At 64.7% G+C, this 26,836-nt stretch carries 17 protein-coding genes; 5 read left to right on the top strand and 12 right to left on the bottom strand.

What is annotated here, in order from left to right; all coding sequences use genetic code 11:
• Positions 1-187: 187 nt before the first annotated feature.
• The 4 genes from EO141_RS08355 to EO141_RS08370 form a co-directional block, all read right to left on the bottom strand.
• Positions 188-895 carry a glycosyltransferase gene (locus EO141_RS08355; RefSeq protein ID WP_104582108.1) on the bottom strand — a complete coding sequence of 236 codons (708 nt, stop codon included), beginning with the start codon at positions 893-895 and terminating at the stop codon, positions 188-190.
• A gap of 245 nt (positions 896-1,140) precedes the next feature.
• The gene (locus tag EO141_RS08360) at positions 1,141-2,520 is read right to left on the bottom strand and encodes a metallophosphoesterase family protein (protein ID WP_127168953.1); all 1,380 of its coding nucleotides are present in this window, start codon (positions 2,518-2,520) and stop codon (positions 1,141-1,143) included.
• Complete coding sequence (locus EO141_RS08365; RefSeq protein ID WP_127169207.1) at positions 2,517-3,605, bottom strand: phytase; 1,089 nt, start codon at positions 3,603-3,605, stop codon at positions 2,517-2,519. Before EO141_RS08365 ends, EO141_RS08360 begins: the two co-directional genes overlap by 4 nt.
• A 44-nt stretch (positions 3,606-3,649) precedes the next feature.
• Positions 3,650-6,211, bottom strand: coding sequence for a TonB-dependent receptor (locus tag EO141_RS08370; protein ID WP_164739121.1), 2,562 nt, complete (start codon positions 6,209-6,211; stop codon positions 3,650-3,652).
• A gap of 151 nt (positions 6,212-6,362) precedes the next feature.
• Here EO141_RS08370 and upp point away from each other — a divergent pair, with 151 nt between their 5' ends.
• On the top strand, positions 6,363-6,995 hold the full coding sequence (upp, locus tag EO141_RS08375; RefSeq protein WP_024940024.1) for a uracil phosphoribosyltransferase: 633 nt from the start codon (positions 6,363-6,365) through the stop codon (positions 6,993-6,995).
• Positions 6,996-7,230: 235 nt separating this feature from the next.
• On the opposite strand, the gene EO141_RS08380 is transcribed toward upp, so the two are convergent.
• The 6 genes from EO141_RS08380 to rsmD form a co-directional block, all read right to left on the bottom strand.
• Entirely contained in the window at positions 7,231-8,991 is a 1,761-nt protein-coding gene (locus tag EO141_RS08380) for a glycoside hydrolase family 9 protein (RefSeq protein WP_127168954.1), read from the bottom strand.
• Between the two features lie 287 nt (positions 8,992-9,278).
• On the bottom strand, positions 9,279-11,057 hold the full coding sequence (ggt, locus tag EO141_RS08385; RefSeq protein ID WP_127168955.1) for a gamma-glutamyltransferase: 1,779 nt from the start codon (positions 11,055-11,057) through the stop codon (positions 9,279-9,281).
• The gene (locus tag EO141_RS08390; RefSeq protein WP_029220241.1) at positions 11,054-11,338 is read right to left on the bottom strand and encodes a YfhL family 4Fe-4S dicluster ferredoxin; all 285 of its coding nucleotides are present in this window, start codon (positions 11,336-11,338) and stop codon (positions 11,054-11,056) included. The genes ggt and EO141_RS08390 overlap by 4 nt, the downstream gene beginning before the upstream one ends.
• A gap of 231 nt (positions 11,339-11,569) precedes the next feature.
• Positions 11,570-12,067: a hypothetical protein gene (locus tag EO141_RS08400; protein ID WP_164739122.1), complete on the bottom strand. Its 498-nt coding sequence runs from the start codon at positions 12,065-12,067 to the stop codon at positions 11,570-11,572.
• A 47-nt stretch (positions 12,068-12,114) separates the two neighbouring features.
• A complete protein-coding gene (gene coaD / locus EO141_RS08405; protein WP_104582103.1) occupies positions 12,115-12,621 on the bottom strand; it encodes a pantetheine-phosphate adenylyltransferase in 507 nt (168 codons plus the stop codon).
• Positions 12,618-13,307 carry a 16S rRNA (guanine(966)-N(2))-methyltransferase RsmD gene (rsmD, locus tag EO141_RS08410; protein WP_206514792.1) on the bottom strand — a complete coding sequence of 230 codons (690 nt, stop codon included), beginning with the start codon at positions 13,305-13,307 and terminating at the stop codon, positions 12,618-12,620. The genes coaD and rsmD overlap by 4 nt, the downstream gene beginning before the upstream one ends.
• Positions 13,308-13,478: 171 nt before the next feature.
• On the opposite strand from rsmD, the gene htpG reads away from it, so the two are divergent.
• The 4 genes from htpG (at position 13,479) to EO141_RS08435 (ending at position 21,192) form a co-directional block, all read left to right on the top strand.
• Entirely contained in the window at positions 13,479-15,383 is a 1,905-nt protein-coding gene (gene htpG, locus EO141_RS08415) for a molecular chaperone HtpG (protein ID WP_127168957.1), read from the top strand.
• A gap of 307 nt (positions 15,384-15,690) precedes the next feature.
• On the top strand, positions 15,691-20,181 hold the full coding sequence (locus tag EO141_RS08420) for an RHS repeat-associated core domain-containing protein (RefSeq protein WP_241236637.1): 4,491 nt from the start codon (positions 15,691-15,693) through the stop codon (positions 20,179-20,181).
• Between the two features lie 8 nt (positions 20,182-20,189).
• A complete protein-coding gene (locus EO141_RS08425) occupies positions 20,190-20,420 on the top strand; it encodes a hypothetical protein (protein ID WP_127168958.1) in 231 nt (76 codons plus the stop codon).
• Positions 20,421-20,787: 367 nt separating this feature from the next.
• The gene (locus EO141_RS08435) at positions 20,788-21,192 is read left to right on the top strand and encodes a SymE family type I addiction module toxin (RefSeq protein WP_127168959.1); all 405 of its coding nucleotides are present in this window, start codon (positions 20,788-20,790) and stop codon (positions 21,190-21,192) included.
• A gap of 197 nt (positions 21,193-21,389) precedes the next feature.
• Here the strand turns inward: EO141_RS08435 and EO141_RS08440 are convergent, their stop codons facing one another.
• Both EO141_RS08440 and EO141_RS08445 read right to left on the bottom strand, forming a co-directional pair.
• A complete protein-coding gene (locus EO141_RS08440; RefSeq protein ID WP_127168960.1) occupies positions 21,390-23,765 on the bottom strand; it encodes a glycoside hydrolase family 127 protein in 2,376 nt (791 codons plus the stop codon).
• 142 nt (positions 23,766-23,907) lie between these two features.
• Positions 23,908-26,805 carry a TonB-dependent receptor gene (locus EO141_RS08445; protein ID WP_127168961.1) on the bottom strand — a complete coding sequence of 966 codons (2,898 nt, stop codon included), beginning with the start codon at positions 26,803-26,805 and terminating at the stop codon, positions 23,908-23,910.
• Between the last annotated feature and the right edge of the window lie 31 nt (positions 26,806-26,836).

Below are 26,836 nucleotides of genomic sequence, written 5' to 3' on the forward strand. Positions count from 1 at the left end.
AGCGGTACACGCCGATGCGGAGCACCGGCCCGCGCCCACCGGGCGGCCAGAGCGATGGTGGTGTAGACCGCTCGACTTCAAGGCGACGCAGGCAGTGCATGCGCGCCTGCGGAACAGGCGCGGCCACTCCCGGGCAACCGCCACGCGCCGTCGGCGCTGCGCGCGGCGGGGGTGCTGCCTGGCCCGGTCAGATCGGCACGGCGCTCAGCTTGCGACGCAGGTAATTGGTCACTGCCCGGCGTGGCGACTTGCCGCGCCAGGACGCCCAGCACAGATGCGAGCCCACCGCGACCGTGCCGCCACGGTGGCCGAGCCCGAACCAGGTGCGGTCGGGATGGAACGCATCGCGCGCCGGAAACACGATGCCGGCAAACTCGCCGGCGTGCGCGTTGTAGAAACGCGTCAACCCGCGCGGGCCGGAAATCATCGGAATCTGCCGATGGTCTTCCAGCGTCTCGGGCGCATGCATGGTGAAGATGTGCTCGATGAAGGCGCGCCAGAACGGATGTCCCGCCTCCGAGCCGAACACCGCATTGCCGATCTTGAACTGCTCGTTGCCGGGCGCGCCCTCTTCGATCGGCAGCACGCATTGCTGTGCCAGCACGTCCGCGCCAAGCGTGCGCAGCAGCTTGTAGTCGGTGTCGAAATAGAACCCGCCATAGGTATGCATGTAGGCGCAGCGGGCGATGTCGGCCTTCATCACACCGAAGCGGATCGCTTCGTAGCGGTCGGCCAATTCCGGGAAGGCGCGACGCATCAGCGCCGAGTTGTCGGCATCGTCCCAGACATGGCAGGTCCAGCCCGGCAGCAGCCGCTGCAGACGGGCCTGGATTTTGCGCTCTTCCCAAAGCAGGTGCTTGGTCGGCGCAGTGAGATGGAACACGTGGGGAATCATGGGGGCTTCTCGGGGCTGGGGGAGGCAGAACCTCCACCGAAGCACCCGCGTCGAAGCCGGCTACCCGGGTGGAGACCCGGTCGGCCCTAACAGTAGTCCCATTATTAGTGTGACGTAATTCACAATTTTAAATGGTTACGCTTACCGTCGATGTGCAAAATCAATGCAGCACCGAAGTTTGCTCACCGGGTCGTCATCCGGAACGGCAGCCTCATCCAGACCAGCTCGCCTGTGCCGCGTTTCCATCATTCCCAGCATCTGTCGGTGCGTCCTTTCAGGGTTGCACTGCGCGGGCAATCGCGTGGTGCGATGCGTCCGGCCTCTTTCTCCACCAGTCGCTTGCCGCCATCGCTGCCGCGCTCCAGTTCGAACGCATCGTAGAGACGCCCGGTGGCGGTGCGCGACTCGTAACGCAAGGTGTGGTTGTCGATGCGAAGCACCTGGTAGAGCTGGGTGTCCTCGCCGACCGGACGCATGGTCTTGCGCGCCATGTCCGAGAGCCGGTACTGCTTGGGCCCGGCCACCGAGACCACGAACACCGGCGTGGCCTGCCCTGCCGTATCGCCGCGCCGGCCGTAGGTGTGGTCGTGGCCCTGCAGCACCAGATCGACCTTGTGGCGGCGGATCACCGGCAGCACCTGCTCGACCAGTTTCTCGTTCTGGCGATCGGCGCGCGGGGAAAAGAACGGCTGGTGGATCAGCACGATCGACCACGGGTGCGGATTGTCGGCCAGTACCTTGTCCAGCCACTGCGCCTGTGCCGGGCCGGTGCCCAGATCCAGAACGGAGGTGCCATCGAGCACGGCGATGCGCACGCCCTGATAGTCGAACCAGTAGCTGGTGCGTGCGGTGGCCGACGGCCCGTTACGCGGCAGCGCGAAGGTCACCGGCCAATGCGTGCCAAGCGTGCGCGTGGCCTGTGGGGTGTCCTCGCCCTCTTCGTGATACTCGTGATTGCCCGGGGCCGGCGCCACCGCGGTGCCTTCCAGCAGCCAGCGCCCGGCGTCGAACCACTCGGCCCATTCGTTGTCGTCCTGGCCGTCCTTGCCGCTGACCAGGTCACCGGCGAACAGCGCCAGCCGCGCATCCGGTGCCGAGCGCCAGGCCTGGCGGATCACCCGCGAGACCAGGCTGAGGTTCTTGTTCTGGGTGTCGCCGAAATACAGCAGCGTCAGCGGCGTATCCGCGGTGGCGGCTGTGCGGAAATGATTCCACGCCCCCCAGGTGTGGTTGCCCTGCACGCGGTAGGCGTACAGCGTGTCCGGCGTCAGCCCGTCGATATCGGCGCGGTGGTGATGCGAGCTGCCGTTTTCGCTGGTCAGCGTGGTGGTGCTGGCGCGGATGCGGCGCGGCGTGCCCACATCGGGCGAGTCGCCGGCAACCACCAGCTCCAGCCACGGCTGGTTGACGCTGGCATCGGTACGCCAGGCCACCGCGAAACCGGTCGCCGCCGCCTGCGCGGGCGTGGCGACGATGCGGTCCGGAAAGCCGTCGGCAACATAGTGGGTGGAGCCGGCCGGCACCTGGGTGTTGGGTTCGGCCGCGCGCTCGGCGGCAAACGATCCAGTGCCCGTCATCGCCACCAGCAACAGCGCGCAAGACAGCGCCGCACGTGCGGCGGTCATGGCGCGCATTCTTTCAAACGCAGCGTGCGCGCGATATCGTGCCAGTCGAAGGCCGCCACCGCCTGGTCGTCGTGCAAGGCGTAGAACACCCCGCCCGGAAAGCGCGCATCGCCACGTTGATCCAGCCACACGCCGTCGGTATTGGCGGTCACCCGGCCGGCGAAGGCACCGACATGCGCCAGGCTCTGGCGGTCGAACACCTGGAACACGCTGCGGTCCTTGAACTGATCGGTGGCGATCCAGTAACCGCTGCCGTCCTTGCATGCAAACAGCGTCATGCCTTCGGCCTGCGCCTTGAACAGGCCGCTGCCGACATTGCGCCCGCGATAGCGTCCGTCCATCCCGTATTCGCGCAACTGCGTGCCCACGGCGACATCTTCTTCGGCAATCATCAGGCGCGCATGGGCTTCGTCGCCGAACACCGACTCGGCGATCCGTATCGCGCCCGCCTCGGTGGTATCGCCGAAGCTCTGGGTCAGGTGCGCTTGCCAGCCCTGCCCTGCGTTGTCCACCTGATAGCGACGGAAACGCTGACCGAGTTCGGCCAGCGGCGGCGGCTCATCCTTGTTGGCCGGCGACATGTAGTTGTCACTGACCACCACCTCGTAGCCGCCGTCGTGCTTGCGCACCCACAGCCCATAGGGCTCGCGCAATTCGTCCTGGCCGAAGCTGGTCAGCGGCTTGAAATCCGGCAGCGAGAACACCTGCACGCGGCGGTTGTCGCGCTCGACCACGAACACCAGATCGTCGACGACCGAAATCCCGTTTGGCCGATCCAGTTTGCCCAAGGCCTTGCCCTTGCCGCCGACCACGCGCAGGCGCTTGCCGCTATCGCCATCGAACACCACCAGCGCATGCGTGGCCTTGGCGGTGGCGATCAACCAGCGGCTGCCATCGGGCGCACTCCAGCTGGCCGGCGAATCCAGGTTGTCCGCCGGCGTCAGCGCGGTGATGAAGGCTTCCGGCACCACTTCGTGCGCCACCCTGGCCTCGCTGAGCAAGGGGTCCTTCAACAGCGCCTCGTCGGCTTCGCGGTCGGCCGGTGCGCTGGCGCAGGCGGTCAGCGCCAGCGTGGTGGCGAGCAGTGTGGTGTGGAGTAACGTGGTGTGGAGCCGCGTGCGCGTTGCGATCACAGTGCCACCTTCAGGCCGAGCGCATAGGTGCGGCCGTATTCTTCGTTCTGCAGCGTGCGCGAGGGCACGCCTTGGTACAGCTCCAGCGGTTCGTCCAGCAGGTTCTGCGCCTCCAGATACAGGCTGACGTGGCTGTTGAATTGGTAGTTCATGCTGAAATCCAGCTGGGTGTGCGGAGCGACGTAGATATCGTACGCGCGGCTTTGGCCGATGGTGTCCAGGTACTCGCTGCGATACACCGCCGCAACGCGTGCACTGAAACCGTATTTTTCGTAGCCCAGGTGCCCGCTGTAGATGCGCTTGGACGAGCGCGGCAAGGTGAAGTCCTCGCCGGCGCGATCGCTCAGGCCGGGATTGAAATCGCTGTCCAGCACGGTGGCGCTGGCGCCGACCAGCAGGCCATTCCAGCCCTCGGGCAGGAAGTCCAGCGCCTGCTGCCAATTGAATTCGGCGCCGCGCACCTTTGCGGTGTCGCCGTTGATCGAGCGCGTCACCTGCAGGTTGGGGAACTCGGCATCGTTGGTGCTGATGGTCTGCACGATGTAGTCGTCGATCGACTTGTTGAACACGCCCAGCGAGATCAGGCCGGTGCTGCCGATGTACTTTTCGAACGACAGATCCAGATTCTTTGAGCGATACGGATTGAGATCGGGATTGCCCAGGCTCACCTCTTCGTCGCCGCGATTGATGCTCACGCGCGGGGAGACATCGCCGAACGCAGGCCGCGACAAGGTCTTGTTGGCCGCGAACCGCAGCACCCAGTCGTTGCCGGTGTCGTAACGCAGATGCAGGCCCGGCAGCACATTGGTGTAGCTGCTGGAGGCTTCGCGCGGCGTCACCGTGGCGGTGCGGCCGTTCTCGGCCACGTCGACCTGGTTGCCGGTGGCGTCGAACTGGGTGTTCTCCACCCGCACGCCGGCGATCATGCGCAGTGCACCGATGTCCCAGGTGCCCATCGCGTACGTCGCAAACACATCTTCGGTGGCCCTGTAGTCGTCCTGCAGCGAGACCTGCAGATTGCTGCCCACGTCCTGCGGACGTGCGCTGTACAGAGTGCCGGAGGTATTCCAGTAACGGCGCATGCCGTCCGAGCCGATGCTTTCGCCCAGCGTGCCGCCGCGATGTTCCGGTGCGGCGGTGGTCCAGTCGCTCAGATCGATTGCCGGGCCACGACGCAGCTCGTTTTCGTCCACGTTGACATCGCGCTCGCGCCAGCGGCCGAGCACGCCCATCTTCAGGCTGGAATGCTCGCCATCGAAGCGCACGTTGACCTGCGCGCTGCGCTCGCTGTCGTCCACCCGCTTGGGCGCCAGCACGAAGCGGTCGAACACGAAATCGTCGTTGCGCTGCCAGCCATTGTCGGAGAACCCCAGGCGCGGAATGCCGCTGTTCTGATCGACCGTGGCCGACAGATCGTCGCCGGCGTAGTTGAAGCGCGCTTCCATCTCATCGTTCACGCGCTCGGTGGTCTTGGTGTAGCCCAGCTTGTAATCCACCGTGGCCGCGCTCAGACGGTTTTCACCGCCCACGCTCAAGGCCATGGTGTCTTCCTTCTTGGTGCGGTAGCGCACGCGCTTGGAAATGGAATCGGCCGGCAGGTCGGCCACGTCGTAGGTGCCATCGCCATTGGCGCTGACCTGCCCATCGGCCAGGCCGAAGATGGTGCGCTGGCGCGTTTCGGCATCGTCGAAGCGGCTGTAGAGCGTACGCAGGTAGTAGCGGTTGTCGGCGTCCGGGCGCCAGTCCAGGTTGAGGTTGGCGCCCATGCGGGTACGCTCGATGAAGTACTTGCGGCGCTGCACTTCACCGGCGAACAGATCGTCGGCCGCACCGCCGTCGAAGCTGTCGTAGGCCACTTCGGTATTGTCCGATTCGAATTCGCGATCCTGGTAGTTCACGCCGACCGCCACACCGAAGGTGCCGTCGAAGATGTCGCTGTAGTTGAACGCGCCCTTGGGGCTGGTCTTGCCCGACAGCGACTGGTGGCTGCCTTCCACCGAGCCGCGCAGCGTGCGGCCATCGCGATCGAAGGCAGAGGTGGACTCGACCTGGATCGCACCGCCGATGGAATCGCCCGGCATGTCCGGGGTCGGCGACTTGACCACTTTCAGGCGCTCGGTCGAGTCGGACGGAATCACGTCCAGCGGCGCCGAGCGCGTGCCGTCTTCCGGCGTGCCCATGGTCATGCCGTCGATGGTGACGCTGTTGAGCGCCGAATCCAGGCCACGGATCACCACGAAGCGCCCTTCGCCCTGGTCGCGGGTGACGCTGACGCCGGGCAGGCGCTGCAAGGATTCTGCAACATTCTTGTCGGGATACCGGCCCAGCGCATCGGAGGCGACCGCATCCTGGATCGCATCGGAACCCCGCTTGAGATCGACCGCGCGCACCTGCGATTCCACCTGCGGGCGCACTTCCAGCCGCTCCAGGTCGACGGCTGCCGCACCGGAGGCGCCGGTTGCCGCTGCCGCACCCTCGGCCGCCTGCGCAAGCGGGCTCCACGTGGCCGCCGCCAACGTCAGCGTGATCGCCAGGCACAGCGGAGTCTTGTTCAACACGGGTGCTTCCCCAATCGGTTAAGAATGGGTGGGCACACTATGTCTACGACGTTTCACTGACATGACATCTGCAAGCACGATCACGCCCAATGTGTGGCGACGCTGCCGCTGGCTGCGGCACACTGTGGGTCTCTCCCGCCTGTCGCTGCCCATGAAAATCGTCGAAGTCCGTCACCCCCTCGTCCAGCACAAGATCGGCCTGCTGCGCGATGCCGCCTTGAGCACCAAGGGCTTCCGCGAACTGGTCACCGAGCTGGGCACACTGCTGGCCTACGAGGCCACCGCCAATCTGGACACCGAGTCGCACGTGCAGCCCGGCTGGGCCGGCCCGGTGACCGTGCAGCGGATTGCCGGCGCGAAAATCACCCTGGTACCGATCCTGCGTGCAGGTCTGGGCATGCTGCCCGGCGTGCTGGCGCTGATCCCGGCCGCGCGCGTGAGCGTGGTCGGCCTGCAACGCGACGAAGAAACCCTGCAGCCGGTGCCCTACTTCGAACGCCTCACCGGCCGCCTGGAAGAACGCGACGCGCTGATCCTGGACCCGATGCTGGCCACCGGCGGCACGCTGATCGCCACCATCGACATGCTCAAGCGCGCCGGCGCGCGGCGGATCAAGGGCATCTTTTTAGTGGCCGCACCGGAAGGCTTGAAAGCCTTGGAAGCCGTGCATCCGGATGTGGAGGTCTACACCGCCGCGATCGACGACCACCTCAACGACAAGGGCTACATCCTGCCCGGCCTGGGCGATGCCGGCGACCGGATCTTCGGCACGCGGGTGGAGTGAGTGTCTGAAGCGACCAAATCAAAAGCTGATGCGCGCTGGACGATTGCCGATCACGCTGGAGCAGCGCGGGTGAGGTAATCGGCGGATTGAAGCCCCTCTCCCCACGGGAGAAGGGTTGGGGTGAGGGTACGGTGTGTCGGTGTTGCTGCCGCTGCCGCACCCTCATCCGGCGCTGCGCGCCACCTTCTCCCGATGGGAGAAGGGAAAATCGCGCTGCCGCCTGGAGCCCGCCGCCTCAGCGCGTGGACGCTTCGATCGCCGCGCTCACATACACCAGCGGCGCGTTCCAGTTGATTGCCACCTCGTTGCTGGCATAACTGCAGGTGTCGTCCAGGTACGACAGCGCCGGCAGCCTGGAGGGATAGGCCACCTTGCAGTCCTTGGCGTCCTGCTGGCCCGGTTGCGGGCCGCCAGCCAGCCAGCCCGGCACCGGCGCGTCGATGCCGTCGGCTTCGGAAGGGCGATGGTGGATATGCAGCGGGCTGCGCAGCCCGACCCCGGTGACGAACGACAGCCCCAACGGATTGCGCCCCAGGATGTAATCCAGCTGCGACTGCGCGGCGTCCAGATACGGCCGCTGCCCGGTCAACCGATAGCCCTGCATCAACATCATCGCGCGGTTGAGCACGACTGCATTACTGCCCCACACAAAATCGGTGTCGGTCATCGCCAGACGCCAGGGCGAGGCCTGCCACTGTTCGGCAAGCCGCTGTGCCAGACCGGTGATCTCATGCGCGATACGAGCGCGATCGGCATGCGGGGTGAGCCGGTCGCGATGTTCGGCCAGCGACATCCAGGCCAGGCCGCCGACGTTGCTCCAGCCCGGCACGCTGGCCGGCACGTTGCGCGCCATCATTGCGTCATAGAAGCCATCCTCGCGCGTGCTCACATACAGCTCGGCCGCGGCCCAGGCGAATTCGTCGTCCACCTGCGCGTCGTCGTAGCCGCCGGTGCGCACATCGTCGGGCTGGCGGTAGATCACATCCGGATGCTGCTGCGCCCACGCCCAGGCACGGCGCGCGGCCTTCAACATGCGTGCCGACGCGCCCGGATACTGCGCGTCGAACGGCGCATACACGCGGCTGGCGGCGGCCATCACCGCGGCAAAATCCAGCGTGGCGGCAGTGGCTTTCATTACCACGTAGCGCTGCTGCCTGGCCTGGTCCGGCATCACCAGCCCATCGAACTGCTTGTCGGTGAGCTTGTGGTACACGCCGCCATCGGCCGGGTCCTGCATGGCCAGCATCCATTCCAGGTTCCACCAGGTCTCCTGCAGGATGCCGGGCACGCCGGGGGCGTCGTCGGGAATGGTCAGCGGCTGCGCCTTGAACAGCGCCGGATACTGCTCGTAGGCGGCCAGCAAGGTGTAGGTGCTGATGCCGGAATTGACGATGTACTTGTTGTAGTCACCGGCGTCGTACCAGCCCTTGGGTGCACGGATCACGCTGTCGGCCGGGCGCGTGGCAGACGCAGCAGAAGGATGGATGCGCACATCGGTGTCCGGATGCCCGGCCGCACGTGCATAGTGCCCGGCGAACTGCGCCGGCAGCGCGGTGCTGGCGCGATTGAAGTAGAACGCCTTGAGCGAGGCATCCACGACGGGCTGGTAGGCACCGGCCGCAATCGGGAATGGATCCGACGCCGGCAAACCGGCGATCTTCACCCGATACGTCCCTGGGGCGCGCAGCGCGGAAAAGTCGGCCACGCGTGCCTGTTGCCCCGCTGGTGCCCAGGTGGCCGCCGGCGACAAGCGGCCCTCCAGCACGCGGCGGCCGTCGGCATCCTCGACCGTGAAGCGGTCTGCCGCTGCCGCAGCGGACGGCGGCAAGCCGACCACCGCCAGCTTGGCCGAGCCCGGCAGATAACCGAGTTGGTTGACGTGGATCGCGGCGCCGGCAGCGGCCGTGCTGCCGGCAGTGCCGGTCGTATCGGCCGCGCAGGCGGCGATGGGCGATGCGATCACCATGGCGGTGAGCAGGGTCTGCAAAATGGTCATGCCACGATGGTCGCCAAATCGATGCACAGCGACAAGTCCAATCCCGACATAGGACACAGCAGCAAACCGTATTGCTGCAGGCAGCCAGTGACCTTCCGGCCCCCACTCAGGCCGGCGCAGACATGCTGCACGTAGTTGTCGAGGTAAGGACACGGTTCGCCGCGCCGCGTGTTCGGCACCTGTGCCGCCTGCGCCGAACCGACAGGCCAGGCCCGCGCCTCAGTGCACGCCGGTTCTCATCGTTGGCCGTGTAATGCCTGCCCCGCCCACGGAGCAGGCCGTGGCACTCACCGTGCAGGTGTCGCCAGCTGGACCTGCGCCTTGCCCACCGGGTTGCGCGGGTCGCTACCGCCGGTGAGCACGTTGCTGCGCTTGTCCCACTCCACCGTCTGCAGATTGCCCCAGACGTGGCTGGAACCGCGGCCGCCCTCGGCGGTGTCGCCAGGCAGCTTGAGCGCATGCCCCATCGCCTGCAGCGCCTTGGCGGTCTGCGGCGAGAACGCGTTGCTCTCGGCCTCGATCACGTCCGGCAGCCACTGGTGGTGATAGCGCGGCAAGGCGCTGACCTGCTGTGCGTCCAGGCCGGCGTCGTAGCCCAGGATGCCGAGCAGCACCATGGTGATGATGCGGCTGCCGCCCGGGGTGCCGATCACCGCGACCTTGTCGGCCGATTCCATGAAGGTCGGCGTCATCGAGCTGAGCATGCGCTTGCCCGGCTTGGGGGCGTTGGCCGCGTAGCCCATCACGCCAAAGGCATTGGGCGTGCCCGGCTTGAGCGCGAAGTCGTCCATCTCGTCGTTGAGCAGCACGCCGGTGCCCTTGGGGATCAGCCCCGAGCCGTACAGCAGGTTGACGGTCTGGGTGGCGCCGACGCGGTTGCCTTCGCCATCGATGATGGAAAAGTGCGTGGTCTCGTCGTCTTCCAGCGGGGTCGGATTGCCCGACAGCAGGTCGCTGGGGGTGGCCTTGTCCGGGTTGATCGTGGCGCGCAGGCCTTGCGCGTAATCCTTGCTGGTCAGCACGCGCTGCGGCACCGCGACAAAGTCCGGGTCGCCGAGGAAGAAGGTGCGGTCGCGGTAGGCGCGGCGCATCGCTTCCACCACCAGATGGGTGCGGTGCGCATCGTCGAGCGTGTCCAGCTCCCAGCCTTCCAGGATCTGCAGCATGGCGGCGAGTGCGATACCGCCGGAAGACGGCGGCGGCGCGGTGGTGATCTTCCAGCCGCGGTAATCGAACTGGATCGGCGTGCGCTGCTTGACCCGGTACCCGGCCAGCTCGGCGGCCTTCCACTGCCCGCCGGCCTGCTTGACGCCGGCCAGCAGCTTGCTGGCGGTTTCGCCCTTGTAGAAGCCGTCAAAGCCCTTGTCGCCGAGCAGCTTCAAGGTGTGCGCCAATTCGGGCTGCTTGAAGATGTCGCCTTCGGCGATGGGCTTGCCGCCGCGCAGATAGACCTCGCGCGTGCCGGGATAACGCTCCATCACTTCGCGCCGCGAGGCATAGCCCTTGGCCATGCGCGCGTACACCGGAAAACCTTCGGTGGCGATGCGGATGGCCGGTGCCAGCGACTGCTTCAGCGGCAGCCGGCCGTGCCGGGTGGCCAGCTCCACCAGCGCTGCAGGCAAGCCGGGAATCCCGGCCGACCAGGGGCCGTTGACCGAGCGGTCGCGGTCCAGCGCGCCCTGCTTGTCGAGGAACTGCGCCTCGCTGGCCGACTCGGGCGCGGTCTCGCGCGCATCCAGCATCACGTCCTTGCCGGTCTTGGCATCGTGCAACAGGAAGAAGCCGCCGCCGCCCAGGCCCGAGCTGATCGGCTCGACCACCGCCAGGGTTGACGACACCGCGATCGCCGCATCGAACGCATTGCCGCCTTCGCGCAGGATCTGCAGGCCGGCGTCGGTGGCCAGTGCGTGCCCGCTGGCGATCGCCGCACCGGGCGGATGCCCCGCCACCGGCGAGGACGCGGCTGTCGCCGGCCTAGCGCCATCGGCCGACCAGGCCGGCGTTGCCAGTACGAAGGCCAGCAGCAACAGGCCGCGCGAAGGAAAACGTCGGGAAAAGATGCTCACGGGGCGGGAGGCTCCTGTTCGTACAGTTCGGGGTGATCGCGCTGCAGCTGCATGAGCTTGGCGAGCAATTGATCGTGGGTTTCCGGGATGTCCGGATCCGGGTCGATGCATTCGACCGGGCACACCACCACGCATTGCGCCTCGTCGAAATGGCCCACGCACTCGGTGCAACGTGCCGGGTCGATCACGTAGATGGTTTCGCCCATCGAGATGGCCTGGTTCGGGCACGCCGGCTCGCAGACATCGCAGTTGACGCAGAGCTCGTTGATCTTCAGCGACATGGCGGCACCACCATGCGATGCGACGCGGCGCGATGCAACGCCAGGCGCTGGAACGCAACGTGCTGCCGGACGCCAACGCGCCCGGCCCGGGGCCAGGCATGGACACCGCCACGCACGTGGTCGGCAACCGGTCCGTGTGGACCGGCCCCGATGGGGTGCGGAATCAGCGGCATGCCGCGATTGCGCACGGCGGCCGGACGCGCCCTCCCGCGCATCCGGCCCGGTACGGCATTACTTGGCTTCAACGAAGGTGTATTCCACGCCCTTGGGCTGGACGATGGCCTGCACGCGGGCATTATCGGCGGCATCGCCGATGAACAGTACGCGCACGCCCTTCATCGAATCCGGTTGCACGTCCTTGAACGCGGCGTCGATCAGGTCGGCCATCTTGGTCGAAGCCGACGAACCGAAGGCCAGCATGTTGCCCGGCTGCACGCCACGCGCGAGTGCGGTCTTGACGCTTTCCAGCTGACGCTCGTAGCTGCCGGCGAATTCAGCATCGGACTCCGGCGGCAAGTAGTACAGGAACGGGCTGTTGGTGGTGGCGCCCAGGTTCTGGCCGACCACTTCCTGCAGGTACTTCTTCCAGCCGGCGTTGTCGTCCTTGGCCGGCGCCTTCAGCGGCGCGGGAGCCGCGGCGGCGGTCGGTGCCGGCTCCTCCTTCTTGCAGGCGGTGACGGCCAGAGCGGCGATCGAAGCGAGCGCCAGCGCGCGCATGGTGTGTTTCATGAAACTCCTCCCTTTGAAAAGCATGTGGTGATGTGACTGCTAGAGAATCAGGCCTGCGCGCGGGCTTGCCGCACCTGCCGCAGGGCTTCGACGACCGAAGCTGGAACGAAACCGGACACGTCCCCGCCCAGCCGCGCGATTTCGCGCACCAGCGAGGACGAGATGAAGCTGTACTGCTCGGCCGGGGTGAGGAACAGCGTTTCCACCTCCGGGATCAGATGGCGGTTCATGCTGGCCATCTGGAATTCGTATTCGAAGTCGGACACCGCGCGCAGGCCGCGCAGCAGCACGCCGGCACCCATGTCGCGCACGAAGTGGGCCAGCAGCGTGTCGAAGCCGCGTACTTCCACGTTGGCATGCGCGGCCAGTGCTTCCTGGGCCAGCTCCACGCGGCGTTCCAGCGGCAGGGCCGGGCCCTTGGAGGGGCTGTAGGCCACGCCGACCACCACGCGCTCGAACAACGGCGCGGCGCGGTTCACCAGATCGATATGCCCGTTGGTGATCGGGTCGAAGGTACCGGGATAGACGGCGGTGCGGCTATTGGCCACGCTCATACGGAAACTACCGGGGTCGGATCGCCGTTCAGTGTAGCAGCGGCCCGGCGGTACAGCGCATAGCGCACCTGCTGGGTGGCGCCTTCGCGGTGCAGGTGCCAGCCGGCCGGCACCTGCGGCGGCAGCTCGACCGGGGCTTCCAGATACAGCCAGGCATCGGCGCTCAGGTGCGCGGGCAGGCGTTCCAGCACGCTGGGCCACAGGCCGGCAGCAAACGGCGGATCGACGAACACGATGCTGGCCTGCGCCACCGGCGCGCGCTCCAGCCAGCGCAATGCGTCTTCCTGCAGCACCTGCACCTGGTCGGCCGCGTCCAGCCGGGTGACGTGCTGGCGCAAGCGCTGCGCCAGGCCGGGGTCGCGCTCGACCAGCGTCGCATGCGCCGCACCCCGCGACACCGCTTCCAGGCCCAGCGCGCCGGAGCCGGCGAACAGGTCCAGCACGCGCGCGCCGGGCAGGCGCGGCATCAGCCAGTTGAACACCGTCTCGCGGACGCGGTCGCTGCTCGGGCGCAGGCCAGGCAGGTCCGGCACCGACAATTTGGTGTTGCGCCAGCGCCCGCCGACGATGCGCACCTGCCCTTCCGCGCCGCGTGGCGCCGGCCGTGCGGGGCGGCTCATCGCCACGCGCCGGGTGCGGGCGAACGGAGGCGGGACAGCGACGGCACGGATGGCGACATGGCTCAGGGCAGGACGGTTGGCCGGCCATGATACCGCCGCGATTGCCGCAACCGCCCTCCCCGACCGGCATCGACGCAGGCGATCTGGCGCGCGCTCGCCTTGAAAAATCCCCACACGGCCTCATCCCCCAGGCCATCGGCCGCGTTGCGGCCTGGGCCACCATGGAGCACGACCCCAATGACCGTTGAAACCGACAAGCAGACGCTTGGCTTCCAGACCGAGGTCAAGCAGTTGCTGCAGCTGATGATCCATTCGTTGTACTCGAACAAGGAAATCTTCCTGCGCGAGCTGGTCTCCAATGCCGCCGACGCCGCCGACAAGCTGCGTTTCGAGGCACTGGTGAAGCCGGAGCTGCTGGAAGGCGGCGGCGAGCTGCGCATCCGCGTGGATTACGACAAGGACGCGCGCACCGTCACCATCGACGACAACGGCATCGGCATGAGCCGCGAGGATGCGGTCTCGCACCTGGGCACCATTGCCAAGTCCGGCACCGCCGACTTCCTCAAGCACCTCAGCGGCGATCAGAAGAAGGACGCCAACCTGATCGGCCAGTTCGGCGTGGGTTTCTACAGCGCCTTCATTGTCGCCGACCAGGTCGACGTGTACTCGCGTCGCGCCGGCCTGCCCGCCAACGAGGGCGTGCACTGGTCCTCGCGTGGCGAAGGCGAGTTCGAGGTCGCCAGCGTCGACAAGCCCGAGCGCGGCACCCGCATCGTGCTGCACCTGAAGGACGGCGAAGACAGCTTTGCCGACGGCTGGACGCTGCGCGGCATCCTCAAGAAATACTCCGACCACATCGGCCTGCCGATCGAGATGCGCAAGGAGCACCACGGCGAACAGGCCGACGCGCCCGCCGAGCCGGAGTGGGAAGCGGTCAACCGCGCCAGCGCGTTGTGGACGCGGCCCAAGTCCGAGATCAAGGACGAGGAATATCAGGAGTTCTACAAGCACGTCGCGCACGATGCCGGCAACCCGCTGGCGTGGAGCCACAACAAGGTCGAAGGCAAGCTGGAATACACCTCGCTGCTGTTCGTGCCCGGCCGCGCCCCGTTCGACCTGTATCACCGCGATTCGGCCAAGGGCCTGAAGCTGTACGTGCAGCGCGTTTTCATTATGGACCAGGCCGAGCAGTTCCTGCCGCTGTACCTGCGTTTCATCAAGGGCGTGGTGGATTCGTCCGACCTGTCGCTCAATGTCTCACGCGAGATTCTGCAGTCCGGCCCGGTGGTCGACTCGATGAAGTCGGCGCTGACCAAGCGCTCGCTGGACATGCTGGAGAAGCTGGCCAAGGACAAGCCGGACGACTATGCAACGTTCTGGCGCAACTTCGGCCAGGCGCTGAAGGAAGGCCCGGCCGAGGATTACGCCAACCGCGAAAAGATCGCCGGCCTGCTGCGCTTCTCCTCCACGCATGACACCACCGGCGCGCAGAGCGTGGGCCTGGCCGATTACGTGGGTCGTCTGGCCGAGGGCCAGGACAAGCTGTACTACCTCACCGGCGAAAGCTACGCGCAGATCAAGGACAGCCCGCACCTGGAAGTCTTCCGCAAGAAGGGCATCGAAGTGCTGCTGCTCACCGACCGCATCGACGAGTGGCTGATGAGCTATCTCACCGAGTTCGACGGCAAGTCGTTCGTGGATGTGGCACGCGGCGACCTGGACCTGGGCAAGCTGGATTCGGAAGAAGACAAGAAGGCGCAGGAAGAAGTCGCCAAATCCAAGGAAGGCCTGGCCTCGCGCATCAAGGCCGCCCTGGGCGACGACGTGGCCGAAGTGCGCGTCTCGCACCGCCTGACCGATTCCCCGGCGATCCTGGCCATCGGCCAGGGCGACCTGGGCCTGCAGATGCGTCAGCTGCTGGAAGCCAGCGGCCAGGCCGTGCCGGAGTCCAAGCCGGTGTTCGAATTCAACCCGGCCCACCCGCTGATCGAAAAGCTGGATGCGGAAGCCGACATGGACCGCTTCGGCGATCTGAGCCGGGTGCTGTTCGACCAGGCCGCGCTGGCAGCGGGCGATAGCCTCAAGGACCCTGCCGGCTATGTGAAGCGGTTGAACAAGTTGTTGCTGGAGTTGTCGGTGTAAGGACCAACACGATGGAATGAAGAGCAAAGGCCAGCATTATTGCCGGCCTTTGTGTTTGAAACAGGGAAAGATATCTAGCGTCGCAGACCGGAATTATCCACACTCGACCATAAGATTCGGAGATGGCATTGTGGGGATCCAGAGCATTGGAGACGGCGGCAACCGTGGTTGAAAACCTCAGCGGTTGCCTGGAAGCCCGGCTTGTAACAAAATGCAGTTTTCCATTCAGTTAAAGCGACAGGATGTCGATGCTGCCCTTGGAGCAATACATAGGAGCGGGCTGTTCTCTCTCGAGGATTAAAACTGGATGCGTATACTTTCGTTTTTTTTGGCGCTCGCGCTGCTAGCGGGGAACGCATTGATCGGCAATGCCTCTGCGCAGACCCCAAATTTCGACCGCATGCCGGCACTGACTAAGTATTCGATTCAGATCAACCTACCTAACACTTTTCCCAGAATTTCAGATGGAACCACGGCCTGCGAAATTGCGATCAATGCATTTCCGAAGTCGGACAATGGCTATATTTACACCAACATCCACTACGTGGAAGACGATTATGCCGGATGTCATCACACCCTTGTGTTTACCGGCCCCAATAGTGGGGGTTATCCGGTAGGGTCGACGATTGATGGACATGGGCAGAACTGGGTTATCCCAGTCCCCGCGTGCCCCGCAAGCTATACGCTAATTCGAATTTATAATCCGGATTCGTGGATCTGCAGCAGACCGATTGGTCAAGCTGATCCGGCCAAGCCAATGCAATGCACGGGGATGAGCGCCGAGGTCGGCAACCCTATTTCATGCTCAGGCGCAAACAAGGTCGAACGTCGATCCGATGCTGTGTCTGCAGATTTTTCGCTCGAGCAAACCTTTTCCTCATCGCCCAGCTCCGGATTATTTCCATTTGGAAAGAACTGGAGCAGTATCGTCACCTCTCGCATTGAAGTGGACAAGCAGAAGACCGCCGCATTTGTCTTTCTGGAGGACGGCGAGGTCGTTCCTTTTCTCAAAGATCCCGGTGGCGCCTGGATGACGCAGTCGGATCTGAGGCACTACCATCTCTCAGAGATCTCAAGAGTCGATGGCTCCCTCGCCGGATGGCAGTTGCGCACTGGAGCGCAGACCAGCGTCTTTGATAGCAGGGGACGCTTTTCCAGGACTGAAAGCTTTGGCGAATTACTGATCTCCGTCATCTACGATGCAATGGGCCAGCCGATCAAGCTTATTGATCGAAAAGGCCGTGAAGCAGTGATTCACTACATGAGCTACATGCAGGCAAGCAGTCTCGACTTACCTGATGGAGGACGCATCGATTACGCATATGATGCGCAGGGGCGCTTGACATTGGCAGGCCCGGCCGGTGATGCGATGGGCTATCGCTATGCAGACAATGATGAGGTGTGGTTGACGGAGAAACTGGATCAGACCGGCACTGTAGTCGGCCGGTATACCTACGATGTTCAGGGGCGCGCGACAGCAACGGGAAATGGCATCGGCGGCAATTACTTCTCTGTGGCTTATGCGGAAAACGGCAATAAAGCGGTCGTCACAAATCCTTTAGGGTCGACCAAGGAGTTCTCTTTCGATGTGTTCAATAACGGCCGGCTACTACGCAGCGCCGTCGATACATGCGTGGATTGTCCGCGCTTGGAAACATCTTACGTATATGGAGATGATGGCTATTTGAGCCGGGCTGATAACGGGACACTAGTAAGAAACTTCAGCCGTGATCAGAACGGACACTTGATTTCCGCCTCGGAAAATAGCTACGGCGGTAGTCATCTCCGAACCACACAAACCGAATGGCATCCTGACCTGTCTGTCCCAGTAACACGGCAAGTGTATGACGCGACAAATACGCTGATAGAACAATCGACCTGGACCTACAACGCCCGCGGCCAGGCACTGAGCTCTTCACGTACCGATCCAGTCGCCGGAACCACCCGAACCACAGCCACCACATACTGCGAACAAACCGATATAGACGCGGGCACCTGTCCGTTGCTGGGACTGGCGACCTCGGTCGACGGCGCGCGCAGCGATCTATCCGACCTGCTGCGCTACACTTATTACGCCACCGACGATAGCACTTGCGCCGCACCACCATTCAGCTGCCCGCACCGCAAAGGCGACTTGTGGAAAGTCACCAACGCCCTCGGCCAAGTCACCGAATACCTCGCCTACGACGGCGCAGGCCGCCCGTTGTCCATCAAGGACACCAACGGCATCGTCACCGACTACACCTACCACCCGCGCGGTTGGCTGACCGCCAGCAAAGTGCGCGGAAGCGATGCGTCCAGCGAGGCCGATGACCGCATTACCCGCATCGACTATTGGCCCACCGGCCTGGTCAAGCAGGTCACCCAGCCCGATGGCGCGTTCACCGTCTTTACCTACGATGCGGCGCATCGGCTGACCGATATCACCGATAACGCGGGCAACACCGTCCACTACACGCTGGACAACGCCGGCAATCGCGTCAAGGAAGACACCAAGGACGCGGCCGGTACGTTGAAGCGCACGCTCTCGCGCGTCTACAACCAACTGGGGCAACTCAAGACGCAGGCCACCGCGGCTAGCGACCCTACCGACTTCGAGTACGACGCCAATGGCAACGTCACCAAGGTGACAGATTCACTGGCAACCGCAACGCAGAGCGAATACGACCCGCTCAATCGCCTCTCGCGCACGCTGCAGGATGTGGCCGGCATCAAGGCCAACACCACCTTCGACTACGACGCGCTGGACAACCTCACCAAGGTCACCGACCCCAAGGGCCTGGATACCAAATACGAGTACAACGGCTTCGGCGATCTGGTGAAGCTCACCAGCCCGGACACTGGCGTCACCAGCTACACCTACGACAGCGCCGGCAACCGCGCCACCCAGACCGATGCGCGCGGCAACACCACCGGCTACGGCTACGACGCGCTGAATCGCCTGACCAAGGTCACCTACCCCACCACCAGCCTCAACGTCACCTACACCTACGACGTGACGCAGACGGCCTGCACGAGCGGGGAGACCTTCACCATCGGCCGCCTGACCAAGATGCAGGACGGCGGCGCCATCACCCAGTACTGCTACAACCGCTTCGGCGATCTGGTGCGCAAGGTGCAGACCAGCAACGGCAAGGCGCTGGTGCTGCGCTACGACTACACCATCGGCGGCCAGTTGCGCCGCATGACCTATCCCGATGGGGCGGTGGTCGATTACGTGCGCAACACCCAAGGCCAGACCACCGAGGTCGGCGTTACCCCGGCCGGTGGCAGCCGACAGGTACTGCTGGGCAACGCCAGCTACTACCCGTTCGGCCCGGCCGCCGGCTGGACCTACGGCAATGGCCGCACCCTCGCCCGCCGCTACGATCTGGACTACCGCCCGCAGGCGATCCAGGACACCCGCCCGGGCGGGCTGGAGGTGGGCTTCGGCTTCGACCCAGCCGGCAATCTCACCGCGTTGACGCCCGCTGGTAATTCCACGCCGGAGATCGGCCTGGGCTACGACGCGCTGGGCCGCCTGACCGGCCTCAAGGACGGCCGCACCGGCACCCTGATCGACGGCTACAGCTACGACGCCACCGGCAACCGCCTCAGCGCCAAGGTCGGCACGGCCACGCAGGCCTACACCTACCCGGCCGACAGCCATCGCCTCAGCGCGGTGGCCGGCGTGGCCCGCAGTTACGACGCCACCGGCAACACCACGGCCATCGGCGGCACCGCGCGCCAGTACACCTACGACACCACCGGGCGCATGACCCAAGCCCGCCGCGCCGGCGCGGTGACCATGAATTACCGCTACAACGGCCGTGGCGAGCAGGTGCGCCGCTTCCTCGGCACCACCAACACTTACACGCTCTACGATGAAGCCGGCCACTGGCTGGGCGACTACGACAGCAACGGCGCGCCCAAGCAGCAGGCGATCTGGCTGGACGATCTACCGGTCGGCCTGCTGGCCAATGCAAGCAAACTGCACTACATCGAACCCGACCACCTGGGCAGCCCACGCGTGGTGATCGACTCCACACGCGATGTGGCGGTGTGGACGTGGAGCTTGAAGGGCGAAGCCTTCGGCAACACCGCACCGAATCAGGATCCTGATGGGGATGGTGCGGCACTGGTGTTGGATATGCGCTTCCCGGGGCAGCGGTACGATGCGGCGAGTGGGTTGAATCAGAACTATTTCCGGGACTATGACCCTTCTACCGGGCGGTATTGGCAGAGTGATCCGATTGGGCTTGCCGGTGGGTTATCCACCTTTGGCTATGTCGGATCTGCTCCGATGACATCACTTGATCCTCATGGACTTCAAAGGGTCAGACCACTGCCGCAACCAGGGCTGGGCGGCTTCCCAGGTGGGTACGGCAATCCGGACAACCCTTCCAATTACGGAGCAAACGGCCAGCCAGTTTACCCATCAAGCCCCTCCTCCGAACAAATACTGGGGGGCATTTTGGGTTCACCGCTGATGAGTTCGCCATACTCCCCCGTGGGTTCTGCGGTTCGCAATTTAGTGGATGCCGCAAATGCCCTTTGCGGAAATGAAAAGGGTGGCTGTCCGCCATGCAAGTTGGTCACGGGCCAAGTTGTCGCAGTGGGAACAATCGGATACCGACATGATCTAGTTCCGCCATCGAAGCCTCACCATCCTTACCCAGGCGATCACTATAATCTTTACCGCGCGAACCAAAACCCCAATAATTGCCAATGCTTCTGGGTCAACATTGGTGCTAGCGACGCCTCTGGCGGTCTGCCACCGCCTGCCGGATCTATACCTTTAGCTGATTTTGTCAATTAGGTGATGTCATGACTTACGAGAGCGGCGAAATTATTTTACTAGGCGACACGGTCTCTCTAGGCTCTGATCTTTACGGGACTGTAGTGGCAATCTTTGATGAAGGGAAATATGCGGAGGAATATCCTGAAGTCGATTGGTCATACCTCGAAAAAGGAGTGTTAGTACTCACAAAGGATGCAGGATTAATTCATGAAAAATCCAATTTAAATTTGAGCCTCGTTTGCAGGAGCGAGCCATAGGTTTTCGAGCCGGATTTGATTCTGACGATCATCATATAGTTGACATCCCAAGCAACCAGTAGCAACCTCTGCCTCAAGGAGCGTAGAAACTCCTCTCATAGCGGTACCCACCTCCGTCAAACTGGTGGGTTTTTTGTGCCTGTTCGCAGGCGCAAGCCGACGCGATGCCTGCGTCGGGAGGGCGGCTAATACAACACTCCTTCGGGAGGAATACGCCCGCCGGCTATGAGCGGTTTCTAACCTCCCGACATCCCGTCGCCGGCCGGCGACGGTGCCTGTTCTTCGAAGGAGGCGTTGTCATGGCAAATGTATCGATACTGCAGATGGGTGGGCGTCGTCGCTCCGTGGTGCTGACGGAGGTGAGGCGATGAGCCGGGCGCCCTCTTCGACCGCCAAGCGATCCAAGCCGAACGCCAGACGCGCCGCTACCGCAGAGCAAGCAGCCACGCCGGTGAAAGATGCGCAACCAATGCAGCTGGTGCCCTCGCCCACGTTCGATGTGGACAACCCCGACGTCGACCGCCGCCACAGGTCTCGCGCGGACGATCTGCCGCCGCGGCCACCGCGCAAGGCGCGCACGCCCACACGCTGCACGGTGGGCTATGCGTTCTACGACGCAGAACCGGGCCGGCCGCACAGCCAGCGCATTCCCAGCGTGCGCTTGCGTGGGATTTGGCTGGAGCAGTTGGGGTTTGCGGTTGGCTGCAAGCTGCAGATCACTGCGCGTAATGGCGAACTGGTGGTGACGGTGGTAGAAGATTCCATACGGTGACGCTGAAAGGCGAGTCTCCGTGCGATTGAAGCGCCACTAGGCTTCGCCTCGTACCCTAACCCCACCCCTTCTTTGTTTTGCGCGCCGGAAAGTTCGTGCGGGGTTACTGTGCGCTTTCACTTTGCCGTCTGTAGTAGACCTCCCCCCCCTCTACAAGACACGCTGCAGCAAGATCGACAGCGCGCAGACTTCGGCGCTTACGCCGACTCCAGCACCCAGCACCCGAACGCAGGCCCGGCCGAGTAGCCGGTTTCCGGTTCGATGCGGATCTGCAGCGTGTCGCGGCCGGCGACCGCTGCGGGCAAGGCGTAATCCACATCGACGAAGTCCAGGCCGCGATTGCCGTCCAGGCGTTCGTTGGCGATGAGCTCGCCGTCGGCGAGGATGCGGAAGCGGCGGCGGGTTTCGTCGCCCCAGTAGCGCAGGCGCAGGATGCGGGCCCGGGCGGTGTTGCGCAGGGTGAAGGCGATGAAGCCGCCGGTGCGGGCGTCGCGGCCGGCGCGGCGGCGGTAGCTCAGTGCGTAGGAGCTTTCGCTTTGCAGGCCGTGGGCCTTTTCGGACGCGTCGTCGCCCAGGGCGATGCGGTCCAGTGCGCGCGTGTCCAGCGCCCGTTGCTTCGCGTCTGCTGCGGTCTGCTCGGCTTGATGCTGCTGCCATGCGGCGGCATCGCGATGCTCCAGGTAGGGCGCACTGCGGCGATCGAACTGGGCGTAGAACGGCGAGAAGCGCCAGTGCTGGTCGCCGTCGCTGTAGTCGAACGCGGCCTGGCCTGCCACCGGCTGCAGGCGCTGCAACACCTCATCGCCGCCGATCAATGCCGGGGCCTTGCCCGACCAGGGTCTTGCCGCATCGCCCAGGTCGGCCGCCAACACCAGCGGCCCGCGCAGCAGCGAGACCCAGGCCGGGTCGTCGGGTGTGGCTTCCAGGCGCAGCGGCATCTGCAACGACAGCGTGAGCATGTCGCCGGCGTGCCAGACGCGGGTGATACGCAGGTAGCCCTCGTTGACGGTGGCATCGACCGGCTGGCCGTTGAGCTGCAGCTTCGGCGACTGCGCCCAGCCGGGCACGCGCAGTGCGAGTGTACGTTGCTCGGCCGGCGCGGCATCGATGCGTAGCGAGGCGCTGCCCTGCTCGGGCATCGCACTGCGCAGGGTCATGTCCAGCCCGGCGGCGTCGCGCACGCTGGAGGGCACATACAGGTTGACGTAGACGCCCTGCCCGTCCTGCCAGTAGATCGAATCGCCGAACTGGGCATGCGCTTCCATGCCGCTGCCGACGCAGCACCAGAAATCGTCGAATGGCGACGACCAGCCACGTGCTTCGCCGGCCAGCATCGGTGTCATGTAGGTGAACATGCCGGTGCGCGGATGCTGCTGCGCCATCACGTGGTTGAGCAGCGTGCGCTCGTAGTAGTCGAAGAACTCGGCCTGCGGGCCCCACTGGTACAGGTGCCGGGTGAGCTTGAGCATGTTGTAGCTGGCGCAGTGCTCGCAGGTCTGCTCGGTGAGAAACTTCGAGATGCTGTCCGGCTGCTGGAAGTACTCACGGTCGCCGTTGCCGCCGATCACGTAGGTATGGTGGTCGGTGACGGTGTGCCAGAAGAAGCGCGCCGCCGCGCCCGAGGCGGCATCGCCGGTGACTTCGTACTCGCGTGCCAGGCCGATCAGCTTGGGGATGTTGGTGTTGGAATGCTGGTGCACCAGCTCGTCGCGCTGGGCGATGAGTGGGTCGAGCACGGCGTGGTGGTGCAGACGCTGCGCCAGCGCCAGCCACTGCGCATCGCCGGTACGCACATGCAGCTCGACAAAGGATTCGTTGAGGCCGCCGAATTCGCACGACAGCACCTTCTGCAGCTGGGCGTCGTCGAGTGCGGCGAAGATGCCTTGCAGATAGCCGGCCAGGCCCACCGCCACCTGCAGCGCCTGCGCATTGTCGCAATGTGCATGCACGTCGAGCAGGCCGGCAAACAGCTTGTGCCAGGTGTACAGCGGTGCCCAGCTGCCGTTGAGGTAGAACGGCGCCGGGTCGATCTTGCCGCGCTTGAGCTCATCGAACACCGCGCGGCCGCTTTCGATCTTGCCTGCGGCATTCTTGCGGGTGAAGCCGGCCACGTAACCATCGCCTGCGTGTGCCTGGCACCGCGCCAGCTCGCCCACCAGATAGGCTGCGCGTGCGCGGCATTGCGCATCGCCAGTCTGCGCATGCATCAGTGCCAGCGCGCTGAGATAGTGGCCCAGCGTATGCCCGGCGATGGTATCCGCCTCCCAGCCGCCGTATGCCTTGGCCTTGGGATCGAGCCCTGCGTACAGCACGAAGTTGTGCAGCAGCCGGTCCGGCTGCAGCCGCATCAGATAGCGACGATTGGTCTGCAGCGCGTCCAGGAACAGCGACGGCGTGAGCCGCACCTGCGCCAGCGGCACGGCGCGCACGCTGCCGGGTTGCGCGGCACTGGCCTGCGCCGGAAACCTCAGGAAACCCGCCGCAACCGCCAGGCTGCTCCAGGCCAGAAAACGGCGCCGTGACAGACTCGGCGCGTGGTCGTCGGGCAACTCGCTTGCATGCATATCCGTCATGGGCTCAGCTTAACTCCTGTCCGCGCGCACAGACCGCGCGCCATTGCGACACACACCTGCGCAGCCGCGAACGCCCGCGAACGCACAGACATGCGCGCGACCGATGACATCTGGCCGCACGCACCGGCGACAAACCGCCCGATCAGAACTTCACCGTGGCACGCGCCCAGTAGAACCGACCCAGCAGATCGTAGGTGGCCACATCGGTATTGGCATTGCCGACGTTGTTGGAGTAGTACAGCGGCGGCTGCTTGTTGGCGATATTGTCCACGCCCACTTCGAAACGCGTGTGCCACGGCTCGACGTTGTAGCCGAGCTGCAGGTTGTTGTAGACGTAGGCGCCGATCTTGCGCACCACCATCGGTTCGCTGGAATCGGCCGACAGGCTCTGGTCCGGGTCCGAACTGCCGATGGCGGTGTGGCCCACATAGCGGATGCGCCAGGTGGCGCTCCAGTCGCCCAACGCCCAGTTCACCGTGCCCAGCGCGCGCCAGCGCGGGAAGTTGCCGTAGGCCTGGGTATAGCGGCCCACGTTGTGGATGGTGACCGAGCTGGGGTCGGTGGTGTCGGGCAGCACGTCGTAGCGGGTGAGATAGGTGCCGTTGAGCCCGGCGCTGAGATTGCCCCACGCGGTGGGCGGCGCGCGATAGGTCAGGTTGACGTCCAGGCCCTTGGCCCACAGCTTGCCCAGGTTGACGGTGGGTTCGGCGATGTAATTGATGGTGCCGTTGCCGTTGCGATGGATCAACGCGCAAAAGGCGCTGGCCGAATTGGCGAAACATTGATTGAGCACGGTCTGCGCCGACACCGTGGTGATGGTGTCTTCCAGATCGATGCGCCACCAGTCCGCGCTCAGCGACAGGCCGTCGATCCACTGCGGGTCGTACACCAACCCCACGTCGTAGGACTTGCCGGTTTCCGGCTTGAGCTGGTACCCGGCCACCGCCGCGCCGGACACCTTGCCCGACACCTGGCCATCGGATTGCTGGTAGCTGCCGTCGGTGGGCACATTGGCGCAGGCCACGCTGTTGCCACCGGTGTAGCCATTGCACGGGTCGTTGACGGTGGCCGCATCGCCGGCCACGCCGGCGTACAGCTCGTTGATGTTGGGCGCGCGAAACACCTCCGACACCGTACCGCGGATCAGCAGGTTCTCGATCGGGCGATATTCCAGCGACACCTTGCTGTTGGTCTTGCTGCCGACCGAGCTGAAATCGGAAAAGCGCGTGCCCAGGGTGATGTTCAAGGCGTTGATGCCGGGCAAGTCCTTCAATAGCGGAAACAGCGCCTCGGCGTAGGCTTCCTTGACGTCGAAACTGCCGGCCAGGGTGGACGAACAGAACTCGATCACCCCGCACAGGCCGTCTTCATCGCCGGTCCATAGCGGGTCGGAGGCGGTGGTCGAGCGCTCCTTGCGATACGAGATGCCGGTTGCCAGGCTGACGGTGCCGGCCGGCAGATCGAACAGCGAGCCGTTGGCATTGGCCTCGAATTGCTTGACCGTGTAGACGCTGGTCACGATCGGGTTGACCACCATGCCCTGCAAGGTGGACAGGTTGGCGCTGTCGTTGAGGTTGAAGAAGTTCAGCGGTGTGCAGCCGGCAATCGCCGCGCCCGCGCTGCCGCACTTGACTGCGCCATCGCTGTCCAGGAACGACGGGCCGATGGCCTGGTTGAACGCGGCATAGTCGAGAAAGCCGTTGTTGATCGACTTCTGTTTGACCTTGCCGTAGTTGAAGGTGGCATCCCACTGCCAGGAGCTGTCGCCGAAGCGGCCGCGCAGGCCGGGGCTGATCTGGAAGTTGTAGGTGTTGTACTGATAACTGCGGTTGCCCAGTACGGTGGCGCGCGTGTTGAGGTCGTTGTAGGAGGTGCCGGTGCTGCGATCGGTGCCGAAGTTCACCCCGAACGGGTTGTAGTAGCTCTGCGACGACACCAGGATGTTGTCGCCGTTGGCGAAGATCGGACTCGGCGCAATGATCGAGGCGGATTCGGTTTTGCTGAACCAGGTGTTGACGTAGCCTTCGACGTTGTCGCTGAAGCGATAGCTGCCCAGCAAGAACGCATTGGTGCGCTTTTGCGGGGTCTGCAACAGGTTGAACGGCTGGTAGTTGTAGGAGTCGGCGCTGGCGTTGTAACAGTGGAAATCGCCCGGGCCGGCACGACCGCTGACGCCGCTGTTGAGGGTGACCCGCCCGCAGCCGTTGGCCTGCGCCAGCTGCGCGGACTGATCCGAGCCATCGTTGAAATTCACGGTACCGGTCGGCGTTGCGGACGAGCCCTGCTTCACCGGTTGCCCGTTGGTCAGTGCGAGCGCGTCCCTGGAATAGTCGCGCGCCGCTGCCGAGACCGGATCGATATTGTGATACGACAGGCCGCCGATCAGGCTGCCGCGCTCCCAGGTCTTGCCGGTGATCAGGGTGAAGTTGCGTCGATTGCCATCGCCTTCGCTGCTGGTGCCGAAGTCGCTGCTGAACTGCACACCGTCGAACTGGCTGCGCAGGATGAAATTGACCACACCGCCGATGGCGTCGGAGCCATAGACCGCGGAGGCACCGTCGCTGAGCACTTCGATGCGCTCGATCATGCTGGACGGAATCGCGTTGACGTCGTTGTAGGCCAGACGAATACCGTTGACCAGCACCAGCGTGCGTTTGTCGCCCAGGCCGCGCAGCGAAATGGCCGACGCACCGGTGCCGCCGCCATTGTTGGTGTAAGGGTTGGTGGCGTTGCCAGCGATCGATGGCAGCTCCTGCAGCAGGTCGCCGACCGTGGCCTTGCCGGTGGCGGCGATCTGTTCCTGGCTGACCGTGACCACCGGGTTGGCGGTTTCGGTATCCACGCGGCGCAGACGCGAGCCGGTAACGACCACGCTGTCCAGCGTTTGTGGGCCATCGCCGTTGTTGCCTGCCTGCTGCGCAGACACGGGAGCGGCGGCGCCCGCAGAGAGCGCCAGCAGCAGTGCGGCGCTGAGCATGCTCGGCAGCGGGCGCGTGGTCGTGCCGGTGGTCCGGGAGAGAGGCAACAGCAACATCGGCATGCAGGGCTCCTGAGTCGTATGGCAGACAAAC

Source organism: Xanthomonas sp. BRIP62415, assembly GCF_003993515.1.
GTDB lineage: Bacteria > Pseudomonadota > Gammaproteobacteria > Xanthomonadales > Xanthomonadaceae > Xanthomonas > Xanthomonas euroxanthea.